17 protein-coding genes are annotated in these 16,927 nt (G+C 74.1%); 10 read left to right on the plus strand and 7 right to left on the minus strand.

All coding sequences use genetic code 11. The features are described from left to right. Positions 1-292: 292 nt before the first annotated feature. Complete coding sequence (ligD, locus tag ABD352_RS13410; protein ID WP_344612643.1) at positions 293-1,561, plus strand: non-homologous end-joining DNA ligase; 1,269 nt, start codon at positions 293-295, stop codon at positions 1,559-1,561. On the opposite strand, the gene ABD352_RS13415 is transcribed toward ligD, so the two are convergent. Both ABD352_RS13415 and ABD352_RS13420 read right to left on the minus strand, forming a co-directional pair. Continuing rightward, positions 1,558-2,640, minus strand: coding sequence for a serpin family protein (locus tag ABD352_RS13415; RefSeq protein WP_344612644.1), 1,083 nt, complete (start codon positions 2,638-2,640; stop codon positions 1,558-1,560). The two genes, ligD and ABD352_RS13415, sit on opposite strands and share 4 nt — an antisense overlap. Then, a complete protein-coding gene (locus ABD352_RS13420; RefSeq protein ID WP_344612645.1) occupies positions 2,637-3,701 on the minus strand; it encodes a hypothetical protein in 1,065 nt (354 codons plus the stop codon). Before ABD352_RS13420 ends, ABD352_RS13415 begins: the two co-directional genes overlap by 4 nt. A gap of 173 nt (positions 3,702-3,874) precedes the next feature. Between ABD352_RS13420 and trpC the strand changes: the two genes are divergently transcribed. Genes trpC through ABD352_RS13440 form a run of 4 tightly spaced genes read left to right on the plus strand, consistent with a single transcriptional unit; the run spans position 3,875 to position 8,082 of the window. Further along, complete coding sequence (trpC, locus tag ABD352_RS13425) at positions 3,875-4,678, plus strand: indole-3-glycerol phosphate synthase TrpC (RefSeq protein ID WP_344612710.1); 804 nt, start codon at positions 3,875-3,877, stop codon at positions 4,676-4,678. Further along, positions 4,675-5,892 (plus strand): tryptophan synthase subunit beta, encoded by a 1,218-nt coding sequence (gene trpB, locus ABD352_RS13430; protein WP_344612646.1) that lies wholly within the window; start codon positions 4,675-4,677, stop codon positions 5,890-5,892. Before trpC ends, trpB begins: the two co-directional genes overlap by 4 nt. Continuing rightward, positions 5,889-6,686 carry a tryptophan synthase subunit alpha gene (trpA, locus tag ABD352_RS13435; protein WP_344612647.1) on the plus strand — a complete coding sequence of 266 codons (798 nt, stop codon included), beginning with the start codon at positions 5,889-5,891 and terminating at the stop codon, positions 6,684-6,686. The genes trpB and trpA overlap by 4 nt, the downstream gene beginning before the upstream one ends. A 25-nt stretch (positions 6,687-6,711) precedes the next feature. Continuing rightward, on the plus strand, positions 6,712-8,082 hold the full coding sequence (locus tag ABD352_RS13440; protein WP_344612648.1) for a PQQ-binding-like beta-propeller repeat protein: 1,371 nt from the start codon (positions 6,712-6,714) through the stop codon (positions 8,080-8,082). Between the two features lie 107 nt (positions 8,083-8,189). Here ABD352_RS13440 and ABD352_RS13445 read toward each other — a convergent pair whose 3' ends face one another. After that, complete coding sequence (locus ABD352_RS13445; RefSeq protein WP_344612649.1) at positions 8,190-8,834, minus strand: SGNH/GDSL hydrolase family protein; 645 nt, start codon at positions 8,832-8,834, stop codon at positions 8,190-8,192. 71 nt (positions 8,835-8,905) lie between these two features. Continuing rightward, the gene (locus tag ABD352_RS13450; protein WP_344612650.1) at positions 8,906-9,394 is read right to left on the minus strand and encodes an NUDIX hydrolase; all 489 of its coding nucleotides are present in this window, start codon (positions 9,392-9,394) and stop codon (positions 8,906-8,908) included. Between the two features lie 245 nt (positions 9,395-9,639). Here ABD352_RS13450 and lgt point away from each other — a divergent pair, with 245 nt between their 5' ends. Then, positions 9,640-10,656 (plus strand): prolipoprotein diacylglyceryl transferase, encoded by a 1,017-nt coding sequence (gene lgt / locus ABD352_RS13455; protein WP_344612651.1) that lies wholly within the window; start codon positions 9,640-9,642, stop codon positions 10,654-10,656. Beyond that, entirely contained in the window at positions 10,656-11,789 is a 1,134-nt protein-coding gene (locus ABD352_RS13460) for an FAD-dependent oxidoreductase (protein WP_344612652.1), read from the plus strand. The genes lgt and ABD352_RS13460 overlap by 1 nt, the downstream gene beginning before the upstream one ends. On the opposite strand, the gene bsaP is transcribed toward ABD352_RS13460, so the two are convergent. Together bsaP and bioB are read right to left on the minus strand one after the other, a co-directional pair. Continuing rightward, a complete protein-coding gene (bsaP, locus tag ABD352_RS13465; RefSeq protein WP_344612653.1) occupies positions 11,779-11,961 on the minus strand; it encodes a biotin synthase auxiliary protein BsaP in 183 nt (60 codons plus the stop codon). The two genes, ABD352_RS13460 and bsaP, sit on opposite strands and share 11 nt — an antisense overlap. Next, on the minus strand, positions 11,958-12,941 hold the full coding sequence (bioB, locus tag ABD352_RS13470; RefSeq protein WP_344612654.1) for a biotin synthase BioB: 984 nt from the start codon (positions 12,939-12,941) through the stop codon (positions 11,958-11,960). Before bioB ends, bsaP begins: the two co-directional genes overlap by 4 nt. Positions 12,942-13,054: 113 nt before the next feature. Between bioB and ABD352_RS13475 the strand changes: the two genes are divergently transcribed. After that, positions 13,055-14,215 carry an 8-amino-7-oxononanoate synthase gene (locus tag ABD352_RS13475; protein WP_344612655.1) on the plus strand — a complete coding sequence of 387 codons (1,161 nt, stop codon included), beginning with the start codon at positions 13,055-13,057 and terminating at the stop codon, positions 14,213-14,215. A gap of 68 nt (positions 14,216-14,283) precedes the next feature. Then, positions 14,284-14,985, plus strand: coding sequence for a dethiobiotin synthase (gene bioD / locus ABD352_RS13480; protein ID WP_344612711.1), 702 nt, complete (start codon positions 14,284-14,286; stop codon positions 14,983-14,985). 309 nt (positions 14,986-15,294) lie between these two features. On the opposite strand, the gene ABD352_RS13485 is transcribed toward bioD, so the two are convergent. Then, positions 15,295-15,948, minus strand: a complete 654-nt coding sequence (locus tag ABD352_RS13485) for a sensor histidine kinase (protein ID WP_344612656.1) — start codon at positions 15,946-15,948, stop codon at positions 15,295-15,297. 138 nt (positions 15,949-16,086) lie between these two features. Here ABD352_RS13485 and ABD352_RS13490 point away from each other — a divergent pair, with 138 nt between their 5' ends. After that, entirely contained in the window at positions 16,087-16,884 is a 798-nt protein-coding gene (locus ABD352_RS13490) for an ArsR/SmtB family transcription factor (protein WP_344612657.1), read from the plus strand. The last annotated feature ends 43 nt before the right edge of the window (positions 16,885-16,927 follow it).

The following is a 16,927-nucleotide window of genomic DNA, read 5'->3' on the forward strand; positions in this document are numbered from 1 at the left end:
GCCTGAGCCTGGCCCGGCTCAGGGCGCGACGGCGGGGACCTGCCCGCCGACGGGCGACGCGAGCGGGACGCCGCAGGCATGGCCTGTCCGCGGAAGCGGAGCCATGCCCGAGCCCGGCCCGCCGCAGGGCGCGACGGCGGGGACCTGCCCGCCGACGGGCGATCCGGATCTGCGGCGAGGCCTCAGCCAGCGGCGATCGCCCTCCCACCGGCCCAGCTCGGGCCCGGGGCGACCAGAGATCGGGCGACCGAACGCGGGGGCGGGGGAGGCGGCCGCTCGGTAGGGTCGGCACATGGCGAGCAGCACCGAGGAAGTGATCGAGGTCGCCGGGCGTGAGGTGACCATCACCAATCCCGACAAGGTGTACTTCCCGAAGTCCGGCCGGACCAAGATGGACGTCGTCCGGTACTACCTGGCCGTCGCCGACGGGGCGCTGCGCGGCGCCGGCGGGCGGCCGATGGCGCTCAAGCGGTACGTCAACGGGATCGAGGGCGAGGCGTTCTTCCAGAAGCGCGCGCCCAGCAAGCGGCCCGAGTGGATCGAGACGGCCGAGCTGCGCTACCCGTCCGGGCGCACCGCCGAGGAGATCGTGCTGCGCGACGCCGCCCAGCTGGCCTGGGTCGTCAACCTCGGGTGCCTGGAGCTGCACACCCACTCGGTGCTCGCCGAGGACCTCGACCACCCCGACGAGCTGCGCATCGACCTCGACCCGGTGCCCGGCGTGCCGTGGGGGCAGGTGGTCGACGTGGCGCTGATCGCCCGGGAGGTGCTGGAGGAGTACGGCCTCGCGGGGTGGCCCAAGACCTCCGGCTCGCGCGGCTTCCACATCTACGCCCGCATCGAGCCCCGCTGGACCTTCGCCGAGGTGCGCCGGGCCGCCGAGGGCTTCGCCCGGGAGGTGGCCCGCCGGGCGCCCGACCTCGCCACCGGAGCCTGGTGGAAGGAGGAGCGGCAGGGCGTCTTCCTCGACTACAACCAGAACGCCAAGGACCACACCACCGCGTCGGGCTACTCGGTGCGCCCGTCCGACGAGGCGAAGGTCTCCGCCCCGCTCGCCTGGGACGAGGTGCCGGACTGCGACCCGGACCGCTACACGATGGAGACCGTGCCGGAGCGGCCCGACCCGTGGGCCGGCATCGAGGACGCCCGCGGGTCGCTGGAGCCGCTGCTGGAGCTCGCGGCCACGTTCAAGAAGAAGGCCCCGGCGAAGAAGGGCACCGGGCGGCGCCAGCCGAGCATGCCGCTCATCGAGATCACCCGCACCGCCACCCGCGAGGAGGCCCTGGAGGACCTCGAGCGGTGGAAGGAGCGCCACCCGGGGGTCTGGCCGCTGCTGGAGCCGGCCGACGTCCTGGTCGACTCGATGCGGGGGATCAACTCGGTCTGGTACCGCATCCGAATCAACCTCATCCACGTCCCCGAGGCCGAACGCCCGCCCCAGGAGCCGCTGGAGCACGAGTTCGACCCGTTCGCGAAGTGGAAGGAGATGCAGGCCCGCGGCGAGATCCCGGAACGCTGGCGGCGCCCCGGCAAGCCGGAGGAGGAGCCCGAGCAGGCCTAGGCGTCCCATGGCTCCGGCTGCGCATCCCACGGCTCCGGCTCCGCCACCCAGCCGGCGAAGAGGACCAGGCCGCTCGGCCGGTGCACCGCCAGGAACCCGAACGGGCGGTCGAACCGCACCTGGACCATCCGCGACTTCGTGAAGAACCCGGCGCCGGCCGCGATCCCGAAGGCGGTGACCGCGGCCGCCCGGAAGCCCTCGGCGGTGAACGTGGCGACGGCCGCCTGGGCCGCGGCCGACACCGCCAGCGGCTCGTCGGCGATGCCCGGGAAGTGTCCCCGGCTGTTGTCGGCGGCCGTGCGCAGCCCGAACACCTCGGCGTGGGCCAGCAGGTCGTGGTCGGCGCGCACGGTGAAGCGCGGCAGCTCCAGCCGGAAGCCCGGCATCACCGACTCCTGGACCATGACGCCCGGCCCGTCGGTGCGCAGCTCGCCCGGCGCCCGGAAGGCGGCGACCGCGGCCGGCAGCAGCGCGCCCGGGCCCCGGCCCTCCTCGCCGATCACCAGGACCACGTCGAGGTCGTCGGCGCCGGCGACGGTCGCGAGGGTGAGCGGGCCGGCGGCCGTGTCGGCGGTCGCGAGCCCGGCCGGGGTGTCCGCCCGCCGGCTCAGCCCGCTGAGCCGCCGCCCCTCCCACGGCCCGCGCTCGACCGGCATCGGCCCGTCGAGGAACGGCACGGCCCACGCCGTGTCGATCGCCAGGGCACCGGCCAGCACCAGCCGGGTGTCGTCCTCGATCTGGATCGGCATGGCCGGGATCAGGCCGCCGGTCGACTCGCTCGCCCACCGGTCCAGCGGCCCGCGGTCGGCGGTGAGCAGCCCGGCCACCAGCGCCCGCCAGGCCGGGGTGAGCGGCACGCCGGCCCGCGCCCACAGTCCGACCGCGGCCCGGACCGAGGCGGGCAGGTCCAGCGGCGTCGGCGCCACGGCCCGCAGCTCGTCCGCGGCCGGCCCGTCGGCGGCGCCGCCCAGCAGGGCGAGCAGCGGGTAGACGCCCGCCCCGGACAGCACGGTGGCACCGTCACCCGGCAGCGTGGCCGCCCACGCCGCGGTGAGCCGGTTGGCCCTCTCGACACTCACTGCGCCTCCTCGGGGTCGGATACCCAGCCGGCCATGAGGACCAGGCCGGTCGGGCGGTGCACGGTCAGGTGACCGAAGGGTGAGTCGAACCGGACCGTGACCCGCAGGCGGCGGGCGGTCGCCGCGGCGACCGGTGCCTGCACCCGCGGCGCCGGCTCGACCGGTGCGGCCCGGAATCCCGGCCCGGTGAAGGCCGCCGCCACGCTCTGCCCGGCCGCCGTCACCCGGAGGGCGTCGGGGCCGATACCCGGGAACGTGCCGGCGCCCGCGGCCGCGCCCAGGCCGAGCACCTCGGCCAGCCCGAGCAGATCGTGGGCGGCGACGGCGGCGAACCGGGGAACTTTCACGACCAGCTCCGGCTCGGGGTCGGCCGCGTCGACGAGACCCTTGGTGATGCAGGGACCGCTCGGAGGCCGTGACGAGCCGGCCGGGCGCGCCGTCACCGCCGCGGCCAGGACGGCGCCGGGCGGGGCGGCCCCGCCGGCCGTGCACAGGACCACGTCGACGTCGGCCGTGCCGGCGACGGTGAGCAGGGTGACCGGGCCGGCCGGGGTGTGGGCGACCCGCACCGCGGAGAGGTCGGGCCCGCGACGGTGCAGCGAGGCCACCCTCCGGCCGGCCCAGGGGCCGTCGGCCGGTCGCAGTACGCCATCAGTGAAAGGCTCCTGCCAGTCGGCGGTCACGGCCAGGGCCGAGGCCAGGACCAGGCCGTCGTCGGGGCCGAACGGCGGCAGCGGGGGGACCGGGGCGCCGGTCTGCGCGGCCGCCCAGGCGTCCAGCAGCGGACGGTCGATGGCCGGGTCGCCGGTCAGCCGCGGGTCGCAGCGGGCCGCCCAGTCGAGCGTCAGCGGGGTGCCCTCGCGGGTCCAGACGCCCAAGGCGCCGCGGACCGGCAGCTCCAGCGGCGTCGGCGCGACCGCGCGCAGCTCCTCGGCGGCCCGCCCGCCGGCGACGGTGGCCAGCAGGGCGAGCAGGGGATAGACGACGGCGGCTGAGAACACGCCCGCGGGGGACACGGACGCCCAGCCGGCCGTCAATGTATTGGCCCGCTCGACGCTCATGCCGCAACCCTAGATCGGGGGTACGACAAAACTCGGCGGCGAGGCATTATGCCCTAGTCCATCAGGTGACGTCGGCCATACCCCCGCGGCCGTCCACTGCCCGGGGGCGACCTAGCATCGGTCGCATGACCACCGGAGAGGGGAGCTCCTTGATCAACGCGGAAAGCGGCCGGGTGCTCGACGAGATCCTCGCCGGAGTGCGCGAGGACCTGGCGGTCCGCGAGGCCCAGGTGCCCCTGGCAGACATCAAGCAGCGCGCCGCCCAGGCCCCGCCGCCGCGGGACGCCTACGCGAAGCTGCGCGCCCCCGGCGTCGGCGTGATCGCGGAGGTCAAGCGCTCGTCGCCGTCCAAAGGCCAGCTGGCCGAGATCCCCGACCCGGCCGAGCTCGCCAAGGAGTACGCGGCCGGCGGCGCCCGCTGCGTCAGCGTGCTCACCGAGGGCCGGTGGTTCGGCGGCAGCCTCGACGACTTCGCAGCGGTTCGGGCCGCGGTCGACGTGCCGCTGCTGCGCAAGGACTTCGTCGTGTCGTCGTACCAGGTGCACGAGGCCCGGGCCTTCGGCGCCGACCTGGTGCTGCTCATCGTCGCCGCGCTGGACCAGAACACGCTGACCGGGCTGCTCGACCGCATCGAGAGCCTCGGCATGACGGCGCTGGTCGAGGTGCACGACGAGGAGGAGACCGACCGGGCGCTGGAGGCCGGCGCCCGGGTCATCGGGATCAACGCCCGCAACCTGCGCACGCTCGAGGTCGACCGCACGGTCTTCGAGCGGATCGCGCCCGGGCTGCCGGCCGAGGTCGTGAAGATCGCCGAGTCCGGGGTCCGCGGCCCGCACGACCTGATCCGCTACGCGTCCGCCGGCGCCGACGCGGTGCTGGTCGGCGAGGGCCTGGTCACGCAGAAGAGCCCCCGTGACGCCGTCGCCGAGCTGGTCACCGCAGGCAGCCACCCGGCCACGCCGAGGGCGGCCAGATGAGCGCGTACCTCGCCGCCGCCGGCCTGCTGCCCGACCCGAGCGGCCACTTCGGCACCTTCGGCGGGCGCTTCGTCCCCGAGGCGCTCATCGCCGCGCTCGACCAGCTCGACGCCGCCTACCGGCACGCGCAGGCCGACGAGGCGTTCCAGGCCGAGTTCGGCCGGCTGCTGCGCGACTACGCCAACACGCCGAGCCCCTTGTACCGGGCGGAGCGGCTTGCCCGCGGTACCGGTGCGCAGATCTTTTTGAAACGAGAAGATCTCAACCACACCGGCGCCCACAAGGTGCGCAACGTCCTGGGCCAGGCGCTGCTCACCAAGCGCATGGGCAAGACGCGCGTCATCGCCGAGACCGGGGCCGGCCAGCACGGCGTGGCCAGCGCCACCGCCTGCGCCCTGCTCGACCTCGAGTGCGTGGTCTACATGGGCGAGGAGGACACCCGTCGCCAGGCCCTCAACGTGGCCCGGATGCGCATGCTCGGCGCCACCGTCGTGCCCGTCTCGACCGGCTCGAAGACGCTCAAGGACGCGATCAACGAGGCCCTGCGCGACTGGGTGACCAACGTGGACAACACCCACTACCTGCTCGGCACCGCGGCCGGCCCGCACCCCTTCCCGGCCATGGTGCGCGACTTCGTCGGCGGCATCAGCGTCGAGGCCCGCCGCCAGATCAAGGAGCAGACCGGCCGGCTGCCCGACGCCGTCGCGGCCTGCGTGGGCGGCGGCTCCAACGCGATCGGGGCCTTCCACGCGTTCGTGCCCGACGAGGGCGTGCGGCTGTTCGGCTTCGAGGCCGGCGGCGACGGTGTGGAGACCGGCCGGCACGCGGCCAGCATCACCGGCGGTACGACCGGCGTGCTGCACGGCGCCCGCACGTACCTGCTGCAGGACGAGGACGGCCAGACCGTCGAGTCGCACTCCATCTCGGCCGGCCTGGACTACCCGGCGGTCGGCCCCGAGCATGCGTACCTGCACGACACCGGCCGGGCCACGTACGAGCCGGTCACCGACGCGGAGGCGATGGACGCCTTCAAGCTGCTGTGCCGCACCGAGGGCATCATCCCGGCCATCGAGAGCGCGCACGCCGTCGCCGGCGCCCTGCGGGTGATCCCGCGGATCGCCGCCGAGCTGGACCGCGAGCCGATCGTGATCATCTGCCTCTCGGGCCGCGGCGACAAGGACATGGACACCGCGCGCGAATGGTTCAAGGTATGAGCGTCGAAGCCGCCTTCGAGAAGGCGCGCGCCGAGGGCCGCAGCGCCGTCATCGGCTACCTGCCGGCCGGGTTCCCGGACCACTCGACCGCCGTCGACGCCATCCGGGCCATGATCGACAACGGGGTGGACGCGGTCGAGGTCGGCCTGCCGTACTCCGACCCGGTCATGGACGGCCCGGTCATCCAGCGCGCCACCGAGGCCGCCCTGGCCGCGGGCTTCCGCGTCCGCGACGGCCTCGCCGCCGTGGAGGCGGCCGCCGGGTCCGGCGCGCCGATCCTCACGATGACGTACTGGAACCTTGTGGAGCGCTACGGCGTGGAGCGCTTCGCAGCCGACCTGGCCTCGGCCGGCGGCGCGGGCATCATCACCCCCGATCTCATCCCCGACGAGGCCGGCCCGTGGCTGGCCGCCTCGGACGCGCACGGCCTGGACCGGGTCTTCCTGGTGTCGCCGTCCTCGACCGACGCCCGGATCGCGTCCACGGGCGCGGCCTGCCGGGGCTTCGTGTACGCCACCAGCGTCATGGGCGTCACCGGCGCCCGGACGCAGACCAGCAGCGCCGCACCGGCCCTCGTGGAGCGCGTGCGGCGGCTGGCCCCGGGCACGCCGGTCGCCGTCGGCCTGGGCGTCTCCAACGGCCGGCAGGCCGCCGAGGTGGGCGCGTTCGCCGACGGTGTGATCGTGGGCAGCGCCCTGGTCCGGTGCCTGCTGGAGGCGGACACCCCGGCCGCGGGCGTGGCGGCGGTGGCCAAGCTGAGCGCGGAGCTCGCGGAGGGCGTGCGCCGCCACTAACTTCCGGTGCCGTCGTTGAGCCCGCGTGAGGCTTTTTTCCGATTTGGTACCGCGGGTGCTCGTGCTGGCCGCCCTGCTGGGTCCGTTCAACTCGACGGCGGCGAGCGCGGCTGAGACGAGTCCGCACCCAACTTCGAGCTCAATTTCGGCTGAAAGCCCGAAATTTCGCGACATTTCCGCTCAAAAGGGCAGGCCGGGCGGCGGCTACGGAAGCGCCGCCGACTCCGACTGGGCGCAGAACGGCGCCGACCCGGGCCGCTCCGGCCACCAGGCCCTCACCGGCGGCCTGAACGCCACCACCGTCGCCGGCCTGCGCCCGGCCTGGACCGCCGCCCCGCCCACCCGCGACGAGCAGATCAACGGCGCGATCATCGTCGACGGCACCCTGTTTCGCACCTCACAGGGCCCGAGCGGCCAGATCCGCCGCTTCGACGCGTACACCGGCGCCGACCTGGGCCCCATCGTCGACGTCCCGGGCCGCGCCCTGGGCCAGCTAGCCGCCGCCAGCGAGGTGTCGGCTGGCGAGATGTTGGCGGGTGGGGCGTTGGCTGGCGAGACGCTGGTCGTGGAGTCCCTGGAGCGCAAGGAGGTGCGGCGCTTCCTGGCCGGGTACCGCCTGAACGGCCGCCCCCGGTGGGAGATCCCGCTGCCCGAGGGCGTGTCCGGCGGCTTCACCGTGGGCGCCGGCCTGGTCCTGCGCAGCGCGGGGGCGACGCTCACCGCGTACCGGGTCGCCGATGGCAGCACCGCCTGGAGCGCGCCGCTGGACGGGGAGCCGGGCCTGCACGCGCCGGTGCTGCTCGGCGGGCTGGTCCTGCAGGGCACCGAGAGCGGGCGGCTCCAGGCCTTCGTCGCGGCGACCGGCGCGCCGGCCTGGGCGCGCGACGCCAGCGGAGCCGAGCTCGTCGGGGCCGACGGCGCCGTGTACGCGGTCGGCGAGCGCGGCGTGTGCGCGTACGCCGTGGCCGACGGTGCCCAGCGCTGGTGCGACGCCGAGACGCTGCAGTCCCCGGTGTACGCCACGGTCGATGCCGGCGGGTCCGGGACCGTGTACGTCGTCGACGGGCACGGCGGGCTGGCCGCGTTTGCCGCCGGGGACGGGGTCGTGCGGTGGCGGGTCGGGTACGGGCTGCAGGCCGAGGTCGACGCGTCGTACTGGGCGCCGGTCAACGGGGGTGGGGTCGTGTACGCGGTGGCGTACCACTTCGCGGTGCGGGGCGGCGTGAGCACCCACCGCACCGAGCTCATCGCGGTCGATGCCGGGACCGGGGCGCTGGTGCGGCGCCTGGACCTCGATGTCGAGGCGATGGTCGGGGGCGAGCCGTTGCTGCTGTCCGGGGATCATGTGTACTTCGCGGCGCTGGAGCGGGTCTACGTGTTTGGATTGATTTCGTAGGCGGGTTCCGCGGTGGCCGTTCCCGTTTGTTGCACCTCAATGGTAGCTGGAGCGAAAAAATTCGATCTCTGTGCGCGCTCCGGATGTCACGAACCGTGGTTGGGCACTTACGAAGAGCGTAGGGCGGCTCGCCAAGTGTCTCGGATGGCCTCGGCGCCCCAGGCGTTGGGTTCGATGTGGCCGCACAGCCAGAGTTCGCGGTTGGCGGGGTGGGGGTCGGCGGTCGTGATGTCGCCGGCCTGGGCGCCGTGGCCCAGGAAGGCGGCGTGCAGGTCGGCCACCGCCGCGCGGTGCCGGGCCGCGGCCTCGCGGATGGTCGCGTTCAGCGACTCGAGCAGGGCCAGGCCGCCCTCCACGTCCGGCAGGCCGGCCCAGGACATGTCGCCGGTGCCGTCGGTCGGGTCGTAGACGGTCGACACCACGATGCGGGCGCCGGTGGCGGACAGGGTGGCGAGCGTCGCCTCGTAGTTGGTCGCCACCGACTCGATCGCGGCGGGGGCCTTGTCCGGGGACTCGACGATGGCGGTGAGCAGGTCGTTGCCGCCCATGGTCAGGGTGATCAGGGCCGGGCGGCCGGACACCTGGCCCAACTGGCGGCGCAGCACGTCGTCGCTCGTCGCGCCGTCGCGGGCGAGCAGCATCAGCTCGATGCCGAGGTCGTCGGCGAGCAGGGAGGCGGCGCCCAGGCCGGGGCCGCCCGCGTAGTCGTCGATCGACATCGAGTCGCCGAGCGCGAAGTATCGCGGGGCCATATAAAGATCATCGCGGATGCCGCGCGGAACACCAAGACAAATAACCAAGGCCTAAACAAAGGCCGGGATGGCTAGGCGTCGACGACCTCGGGCTCGGGGTCGCGCTCGACCTCGCGGATCACGCCGGTCTGGCCGGCGGTGGCGTCGGCGATCGCGGTGCGGGTCGTGACGGTGAGGGGGGTGGGAAGGTTGTCCGGGGTGTGCCAGGCCAGGCTGCTGATCCGGCCGGGGGCGTTGAGGGCCGGGCCGCCGCCACCGTCGAGCCGGCCGCGGAAGACGTGGACGAAGAGGTCGGGGGTGGCCGCGCCGCAGCCGTCGCCGGTCAGCTGGTAGAGGCCGATCAGCTCGGTGATCTCGGCCTCCAGGCCGGTCTCCTCGCGGATGTCCCGGATGACGGCGTGCACCGGGCTCTCGGCCTCGCGGATGCGCCCGCCGGGGAGGCCCCACAGCTGGTGGCCGCCGGCCTGGCGGCACAGGAGAACGCGACCGGCCGCGTCCTCGATGACCGCGGCGACCGCGGACGTGACGTGACTGCCGTTACTCAGCGTTGAGTAGCTCATGTTCGCACTCTAGGCGGAGCCGCAGAGCGTCGCGAGACCTTCGCTCCTGGTGATCACCGAACGCGAGCTTGTGGTGATACCGAACGCGAACTTGTGGTGATACCGAACGCGAACTAGTGGTGATCACCGAAGGGGTGAGGTGATCATGAAGGCGGGTGAGAGGTGATCACCCAAGCCTGCCGCTGAAGGCCGACAGGAGTGGCCGGGCATCGCTTTTCGCCGGATCGGCGGTAGCGTGTTCACCCGTGGATGCTGCCCTCTCACCGCTGGCCGAGATCCCGAGCCCGACCCGTGGCGTCTGGGACCTGGGACCGATTCCGCTGCGCGCCTACGCCCTGTGCATCGTGCTCGGCATCGTGGCCGCCTGCTACATCACCGACCGGCGCCTGCGGGCCCGGGGCGCACCCCCCTGGGTGATCCTGGACGTGGCGATCTGGGCGGTGCCCTTCGGCATCGTCGGCGCCCGGCTGTACCACGTGATCACCTCCCCGGAGGCGTACTTCGGCGAGAACGGCTCGATCCTCAAGGCGTTCAAGATCTGGGAGGGCGGCCTCGGCATCTGGGGCGGCGTCGCGGCCGGCGCGCTCGGGGCCTACATCGCCTGCCGCCGCCTGAACCTGCCCTTCGCCATGGCGGCCGACACGCTGGCGGTCGGCCTGCCCGTGGCCCAGGCGATCGGGCGCTGGGGCAACTGGTTCAACAACGAGCTGTACGGCAAGGAGACCTCCCTGCCGTGGGCGCTCAAGGTGTACAACTGGGACAGCGCCAACGGCCGGGCGCTCGAGGCCGGCGGGCAGCCCATCGTGCTGGGCCTGTTCCATCCGACGTTCCTCTACGAGTCGCTGTGGTGCCTCGGGGTGGCCCTGGTCGTCTGGCTGGTCGACCGCAAGTACCGCTTCGGCCGCGGCCGCGCCTTCGCGCTCTACGTGATGCTCTACACCGTCGGCCGCTTCTGGGTCGAGTCGCTGCGCATCGACGACGCCCACCACGTGCTGGGCATGCGGCTGAACAACTGGACCTCGATCGTCGTCTTCGCCGCCGCGCTGATCTACTTCCTGCGCGTGCGCGGCCCGCAGGAGCAGGTCACCTACGACGAGGACGGCAAGATTACCCTCGTCACCGGTGCGGAGCCCGGGGAAGAAGCGGACAAAGCAGAGGAACCGGACGCAGAGGCGCACGTCGAAGAAGCGGCGGAAGTAGAAGAAGAAGCAGAAGAACAAAAGGAGCAGGAGCCGGAGAGCAGCGACGCGGGCAAGGGCTGATGCGGACCGCGGTCGTGGTCGGGGCCGGCATCGGCGGGCTCGCCGCCGCCGGTGCGCTGGCCCGGGCCGGCTGGAAGGTCACCCTGCTGGAGCGCGAGGACCGGCTCCGCCCCGGCCGGGCCGCGATGGTGCTGTGGCCCAACGGGGTTCGCGCGCTGCGCGCCCTGGGCCTGGCCGGCGGCCTCGACAGCATCTCCACCGCCGTGCCGCCCGCTGGCATCCGGCGGCCGGACGGCACCTGGCTGGTCCAGCCGGGCGTCTCCGAGGTCGAGTCGCCGCCGGTCGTGGTGCACCGTGAGGGCCTGCACGACGCGTTCATCGCCGGCCTCGGCGAGCAGGTCGACGTGCGCGGCGGGATCGAGGTCAAGAGCGCCCGGGTGAGCCGCGACCGCCCCGCCGTCGGCGACGGGCGGGTCACGTTCGAGGCCGACCTGGTCGTGGCCGCGGACGGCGCGGACAGCGCGATCCGCCGCCGCCTCGTCGCCGGCAGCACCTTCGCCAGCGCCGGGTACGCCGCCTGGCGGGCCGTCATCCCGTGGTTCCGCGCGCCCGAACTGCCCGACGGCGTTCCCCCGCACGGCGAGACCCTCGGGGGCGGGCAGCGCTTCGAGTACCACTCCCTCGGCGAGCGCGGCCTCTACTGGGTCGCCACCGTCCCCGGCGCGCTGCGGCCCGAGCCGCCCGCCGGCCAGCTCGCCCTGCTGCGCCGCTGGTTCGCCGGCTGGCACCCGCCGGTCGGCCAGCTGCTGGCCGCCACCGAGGCCGACGACCTGGTGCAGGAGCCGGTGGGGGAGGTCACCCCGATGCCGGACTCGTTCGGCGTGCCGTGCGGGCCGGGCGGCTACGCGCTCGTCGGCGACGCCGCCCACGCGATGCCGCACCATCTGGCCCAGGGCGCCTCGCTCGCCCTGGAGGACGTGGCCACCCTGCAGACCGCGCTCGTGGGCGGGGCGCTGGGGCCGGCGCTGCTGGAGTACGGCCGGCTGCGCCGCGCCCGCATCGCGCGGGTGCTGCAGCAGTCGAAGAAGGCCGCGGCGGTACTGCAGCCCCGCGGCCGGCTCACGAGGGTCAACCCCCGCAACCTGGACCGGGCGGCCGCCGCGGCGACGGAGTGGGCCGGGCCTACCGGGTGAGGGCGCCGTGCTCGACGCAGGAGGCCGTCCAGCCGCTCGGCAGGACCTGAACCTTCATGCGGCGGCGGCACTGCCCGCAGTACCGCGGCGGCTCCAGCTCCCGGGCGGCCAGGCAGGCGTCGTGGGAGCCGCTCGCCCGCGGCTCCCCGCACCGGTCGCAGTAGGCGTTCACAGCGTCGCCGAGAGTGCCTTGACCGGCATGCTCAGCTCCTCGAGCAGCGCCAGGTCCTGCTCCGGGGCGCGCCCCAGCGTGGTGAGGTAGTTGCCGACGATCACGGCGTTCACCCCGCCGAGCAGCCCGTCGCGGGTGCCGAGGTCGCCCAGCGTGATCTCGCGCCCGCCCGCGTACCGCAGCAGCGTCCGCGGCAGCGCCAGCCGGAACGCCGCGATCGCCCGCAGCGCGTCCTTCGGGTCGAGCACCGGCTGGTCGGCCAGCGGCGTGCCCGGGCGCGGGTTGAGGAAGTTCAGCGGCACCTCGTGCGGGTCGAGCTCCTGCAGCTGCATCGCGAACTCGGCGCGCTGCTCGACGCTCTCGCCGAGGCCGAGGATGCCGCCGCAGCAGACCTCCATGCCGGCGGTGCGGACCATCCGCAGGGTGTCCCAGCGCTCCTCCCAGGAGTGGGTGCTGACCACCTGCGGGAAGTGCGACCGCGCGGTCTCGAGGTTGTGGTTGTACCGGTGGATCCCCAGCTCGGCGAGGCGGTCCACCTGCGCCTGGCTCAGCATGCCCAGCGACGCCGCGATGTTGATGTCCACCGCCGCCCGGATCGCGGCCACGCCATCGGCCAGCTGGGTCATGAGCCGCTCGTCGGGCCCGCGCACGGCGGCCACGATGCAGAACTCGGTCGCCCCGGTCGCGGCCGTCTGCTTGGCCGCCTCGACCAGCGACGGGATGTCGAGCCAGACCGCCCGCACCGGCGAGGTGAAGAGCCCCGACTGCGAGCAGAAGTGGCAGTCCTCGGGACAGCCGCCGGTCTTGAGCGACACGATGCCCTCGACCTCGACCTCGGGCCCGCACCAGCGCATCCGCACGTCGTGGGCGATCGAGAGGTACTCCGGCAGCTCCTCGTCCGAGCAGCGCAGCACGGCGAGCACCCCGTCGAGGTCGAGGCCCACACCGGTATCCAGGACGGCCTTGGCAGCATCAAGCATGCTCGTACCTTACAAATCGTTAGGGTGGCCTGTCCGGCCCCGGGTGGACTCGGCTAGGTTGTGCACATCGCACAATCGGCATCGTAGGGGTTCTACAACCGCAACGGGAGGCCTTGGTGGAGTGGCTGTTCGCACTCGAGGAGGAGGCCGCCGCCCGGCAGGCCGCTGGCCTGCGCCGCGAGCTGCTGCCCCGCGATCCCGGCGACCCGGTCGTCGACCTCGCCGGTAACGACTACCTGGGCCTGTCCCGCCACCCCGAGGTCATCGCCGCCGCCGCGCGGGCCCTCGCGGACTTCGGCCTGGGCGCCACCGGCTCCCGGCTGGTCCGCGGCTCGACCGCCGCCCACCGGGACCTGGAGGCCGGCCTGGCCGCCCTGCTCGGCGCCGAGTCGGCGCTGGTGTACTCCTCGGGCTACCTGGCCAACCTGGGCGCCGTGCGGGCGCTCGTGCGCCGCGGCACCCTGCTCGTCTCCGACGCCCACAACCACGCGTCCCTCGTCGACGGGTGCCGCCTGGCCTGCGCGGGAAGGGCCGGCCGCGAGGGCGCCGAGACCTTGGTCGCCCCGCACAAAGACCCGGATTTCGTACGGCGTGAGCTCTCCCGCCACCCCGGCCGCCCCGCCGTCGTCGTGACGGAGAGCATCTTCTCGGTCGACGGCGACCTGGCCCCGCTGCCGGAGCTGTACGAGGCCGCCCGCGCCCACGGCGCCCTGCTGCTGGTCGACGACGCGCACGCCCTCGGCGTGATCGGCCCGTCCGGCGCCGGCGGCGTGGCGGCCGCGGGCCTGTCCGGCGCCCCCGGCCTGGTGGTCACCGCCACCCTGTCCAAGTCCCTGGGCGCCGCCGGCGGCGTGGTCGCCGGCCCCCGCCAGCTGCACCGCGAGCTGCTCGACACCGGCCGGACGTTCATCTTCGACACCGCCCTGCCGCCCGCCGTGGCCGCCGGTGCCCGGGCCGCCCTGCGCCTGCTGGAGTCGGGCGACGACCTGCGTGCCGACCTGCATGCCCGGGCCCGCCGCGCCGTCGACCGGCTGCGCGCCGGCGGCCTGGAGGTCTCGGAGCCGGCCGGCGGCGTCGTGTCGATCGCCGCCCCGTCGCCGGACGAGGCCCTCGCGTGGGCGACCGCCTGTCGCGGCCGGGGCGTGGCGGTAGGCTGCTTCCGCCCACCGTCCACTCCGGACGGTCGCGCCCGCCTGCGCCTGACCATCGGCGTCGGCGTCCCGGCCGCCGACTTCGACCACGCCGTCGACATCATCCTGAAGGAACGCCCGTGACGACATCCCCCGGTTCCGAGCTCGGCACGGCGCTCGGGCTCGGCTTCAGCGAGGAGCTCCCGGCGCCGATCGTGGGGACGGTCGTGATCACGGGTACCGACACGGGCGTGGGCAAGACCATCGTCACCGCCGCGATCGCCGCCGCCGCCACGGCCGCGGGCCAGCGCGTCGCCGTGATCAAGCCGGCCCAGACCGGCACCGCCGACGGCGACGAGCCCGACGCCGTGACGGTCGCCCGCCTGGCCGAGCCGGCCACCACGCGCACCCTGGCCAGCTTCCCGGACCCGCTCGCGCCGCTCGCCGCCGCCCGGGTGGCCGGCGAGGACCCGCTCACCGCCGTGATGGCTCAGCTCACGGCCCGCTCCATTGCCGAGGACCACGACCTGACCCTGATCGAGGGGGCCGGCGGCCTGCTCGTCCCGCTGGGCGAGGGCGGCTGGACCGCGCTGGACCTGGCCGCCGCGCTGGGTGCCACCGCCGTCGTGGTGGCCCGCGCCGGCTTGGGCACCCTGAACCACACCGCCCTGACCCTGGAGGCCCTGGCCCGCCGCGACGTCCCGGCCGTGGTCGTCATCGGCGCCTGGCCGGCCGAGCCGCAGCTGGTCCACCGCACCAACCTGCAGGATCTCGCCGGTGACCTGGCCGGGGCGATCCCGGACGGCGCCGGCGTCATGCCGCCGCCGCTGTTCCGCCGGGAGGCCGGGCACTGGCTGGACCCCCGCCTGTACGGCCGCTTCGACCCCGTCGCCTTCTGCTCCCGCAGCCGGTGACGGTCGTACGGCGATAAGCCGGGCGCTTCGACCCCGTCGCCTTTCGCCCCACAGGGAGGCCCGCCCAGGCGCCGGCTGCCGGCACTGGCCCCTGCGAGGGACCCGGTGCCGGCGGGCGCGCCGCCGACGTGTCCACCGCCGCGACCATCGTCGGCGGCAGGCTGCCGGAGGCGGCGCACGGGCGGGTGACGGCCGTAAGGCGATAAGTCGGGCGCTCCGCGCCGCGACTTATCTGACTTATAACCCGGCAGGCGAAAAGTCCGAAATGTCGTGGCGCGCCAGCGCCCGACATTTCGTGCGAAACGGAAGTCAGCGCGGGGCGGGGGCCAGCACCGTGGCGGGCAGGGTCAGGCGGAAGGCCGTCTCCTCCAGCCGCAGGTCGCCACCGCACAGGTTGGCCACCGCGCGGGCCACCCGCAGGTCGCCCGGCTTCTGCGGCTCGTCGCTCGGCCGCCGCTGCGGCGCCGCCGTCAGCTCCCCGTGCGGCACCACGCGGGCCTCGATGGACGGCAGCGGGTCGCGGCGCAGCGCGATCTCCACGTGGGCCCGGGCCGGGGCGGCGATGGCCAGCCACAGCACGAGCTGGCCGACCAGGTGGCGGCAGATCGTCTCGTCGACGGCGACCAGCGCGGACTCCGGCACGTCGGCGTGCACGCTCACCGCGCCCGCCACCGCGACCCGGCGGGCCAGGTCGACGGCGTCGCGTAGTACCGGCACCAGGTCCGTGGTGCCCTCCCGGGCCATCGGGCGGTCGGTCGCGGCCAGCGGCAGGATCACGCTGTCGACGTAGCGCTCCAGGCGCAGCGCGTTGCGGTCGATCGCGTCGAGGCAGGCGGCGCCCTCGCCGGGAGGGCCGGGCGGCAGGTCGTCGCGCAGCAGGCGGGTGTACGCCTTGATCGAGGTCAGCGGCGTGTGCAGCTCGTGGCGCATCCGAGCGGCGTGGTCCTCACCGGTCGCGAACATGGCTGAAACCCCCTTTGAAACCATCAAACCCGACAAACGACGGATAAAGCCGACAGAAGGTACGGGGTGTCACTCGATCGCGTTGACATGCAGCCGTACGGCTGCCTAAGCTGAAACGCAACCGAAAGGCTGCATATTGTGGACGAGGTGTTCCGGGCGCTCGCCGACGCGAGCCGGCGGCGGCTGCTCGACGGGCTCAACCGCAGCAACGGGCAGACGCTGCGCGAACTGTGCGCCGGGCTGGACATGACCCGGCAGTCCGTGAGCAAGCACCTGGCGATCCTGGAGGAGGCCGGGCTCGTGGCCACCGTCCGCCGCGGGCGGGAGAAGCTGCACTACCTCAACCCCGCGCCGATCGCCGAGATCGGGCAGCGGTGGATCAGCCACTACGACCGGCGGCGGGTCGACGCGCTCGCCGACCTCAAGAAGGCACTGGAGGACGCGCCCATGGACCGGCCCGAGTTCGTCTACACCACCTACATCCGCACCACGCCCGAGCGGCTGTGGCAGGGGCTGACCGACCCGGAGTTCACCCGGCAGTACTGGGGGATCTCCTGGGAGACCGACTGGACCCGGGGCGCGTCGATGACCATGCGCATCGACAAGGACGGGACCGTCGTCGCCGACCCGGAGCAGGTCGTGCTGGAGGCCGTGCCGTACGAGCGCCTGTCGTACACGTGGCACACCTTCACCGAGGAGTGGGCGAGGGCCTACGACATCGACCCCGGATACCGGGCGAAGGCGGCCGCCGAGCCCCGCTCGAAGGTCACCTTCGTGATCGAGCCGCAGGGCGACCACGTCAAGCTCACCGTGATCCACGACGGCTTCGAGCCGGACAGCGTCGTGCTCGCCGGCATCAAGGACGGCTGGCCGCACGTCATCGCCGGCCTCAAGTCCGTGCTGGAGACCGGCGCGCCCCTGACCGCGGCCCAATAGCGCTCAGGCGCGGCCCAGCAGCGCTCAGGCGCGGCCCAGCAGC

The sequence above is a fragment of the Dactylosporangium salmoneum genome (genome assembly GCF_039532525.1).
Classification (GTDB): domain Bacteria; phylum Actinomycetota; class Actinomycetes; order Mycobacteriales; family Micromonosporaceae; genus Dactylosporangium; species Dactylosporangium salmoneum.

Coding starts and splice junctions, on each gene's coding strand:
- ABD352_RS13445 (WP_344612649.1), bottom strand. CDS start 8,834: ATGGCCCCGCGATACTTCGCGCTCGGCGACTCGATGTCGATCGACGAC.
- ABD352_RS13450 (WP_344612650.1), bottom strand. CDS start 9,394: ATGAGCTACTCAACGCTGAGTAACGGCAGTCACGTCACGTCCGCGGTC.
- ABD352_RS13460 (WP_344612652.1), top strand. CDS start 10,656: ATGCGGACCGCGGTCGTGGTCGGGGCCGGCATCGGCGGGCTCGCCGCC.
- trpA (WP_344612647.1), top strand. CDS start 5,889: ATGAGCGTCGAAGCCGCCTTCGAGAAGGCGCGCGCCGAGGGCCGCAGC.
- ABD352_RS13485 (WP_344612656.1), bottom strand. CDS start 15,948: ATGTTCGCGACCGGTGAGGACCACGCCGCTCGGATGCGCCACGAGCTG.
- bioB (WP_344612654.1), bottom strand. CDS start 12,941: ATGCTTGATGCTGCCAAGGCCGTCCTGGATACCGGTGTGGGCCTCGAC.
- trpB (WP_344612646.1), top strand. CDS start 4,675: ATGAGCGCGTACCTCGCCGCCGCCGGCCTGCTGCCCGACCCGAGCGGC.
- ABD352_RS13420 (WP_344612645.1), bottom strand. CDS start 3,701: ATGAGCGTCGAGCGGGCCAATACATTGACGGCCGGCTGGGCGTCCGTG.
- ligD (WP_344612643.1), top strand. CDS start 293: ATGGCGAGCAGCACCGAGGAAGTGATCGAGGTCGCCGGGCGTGAGGTG.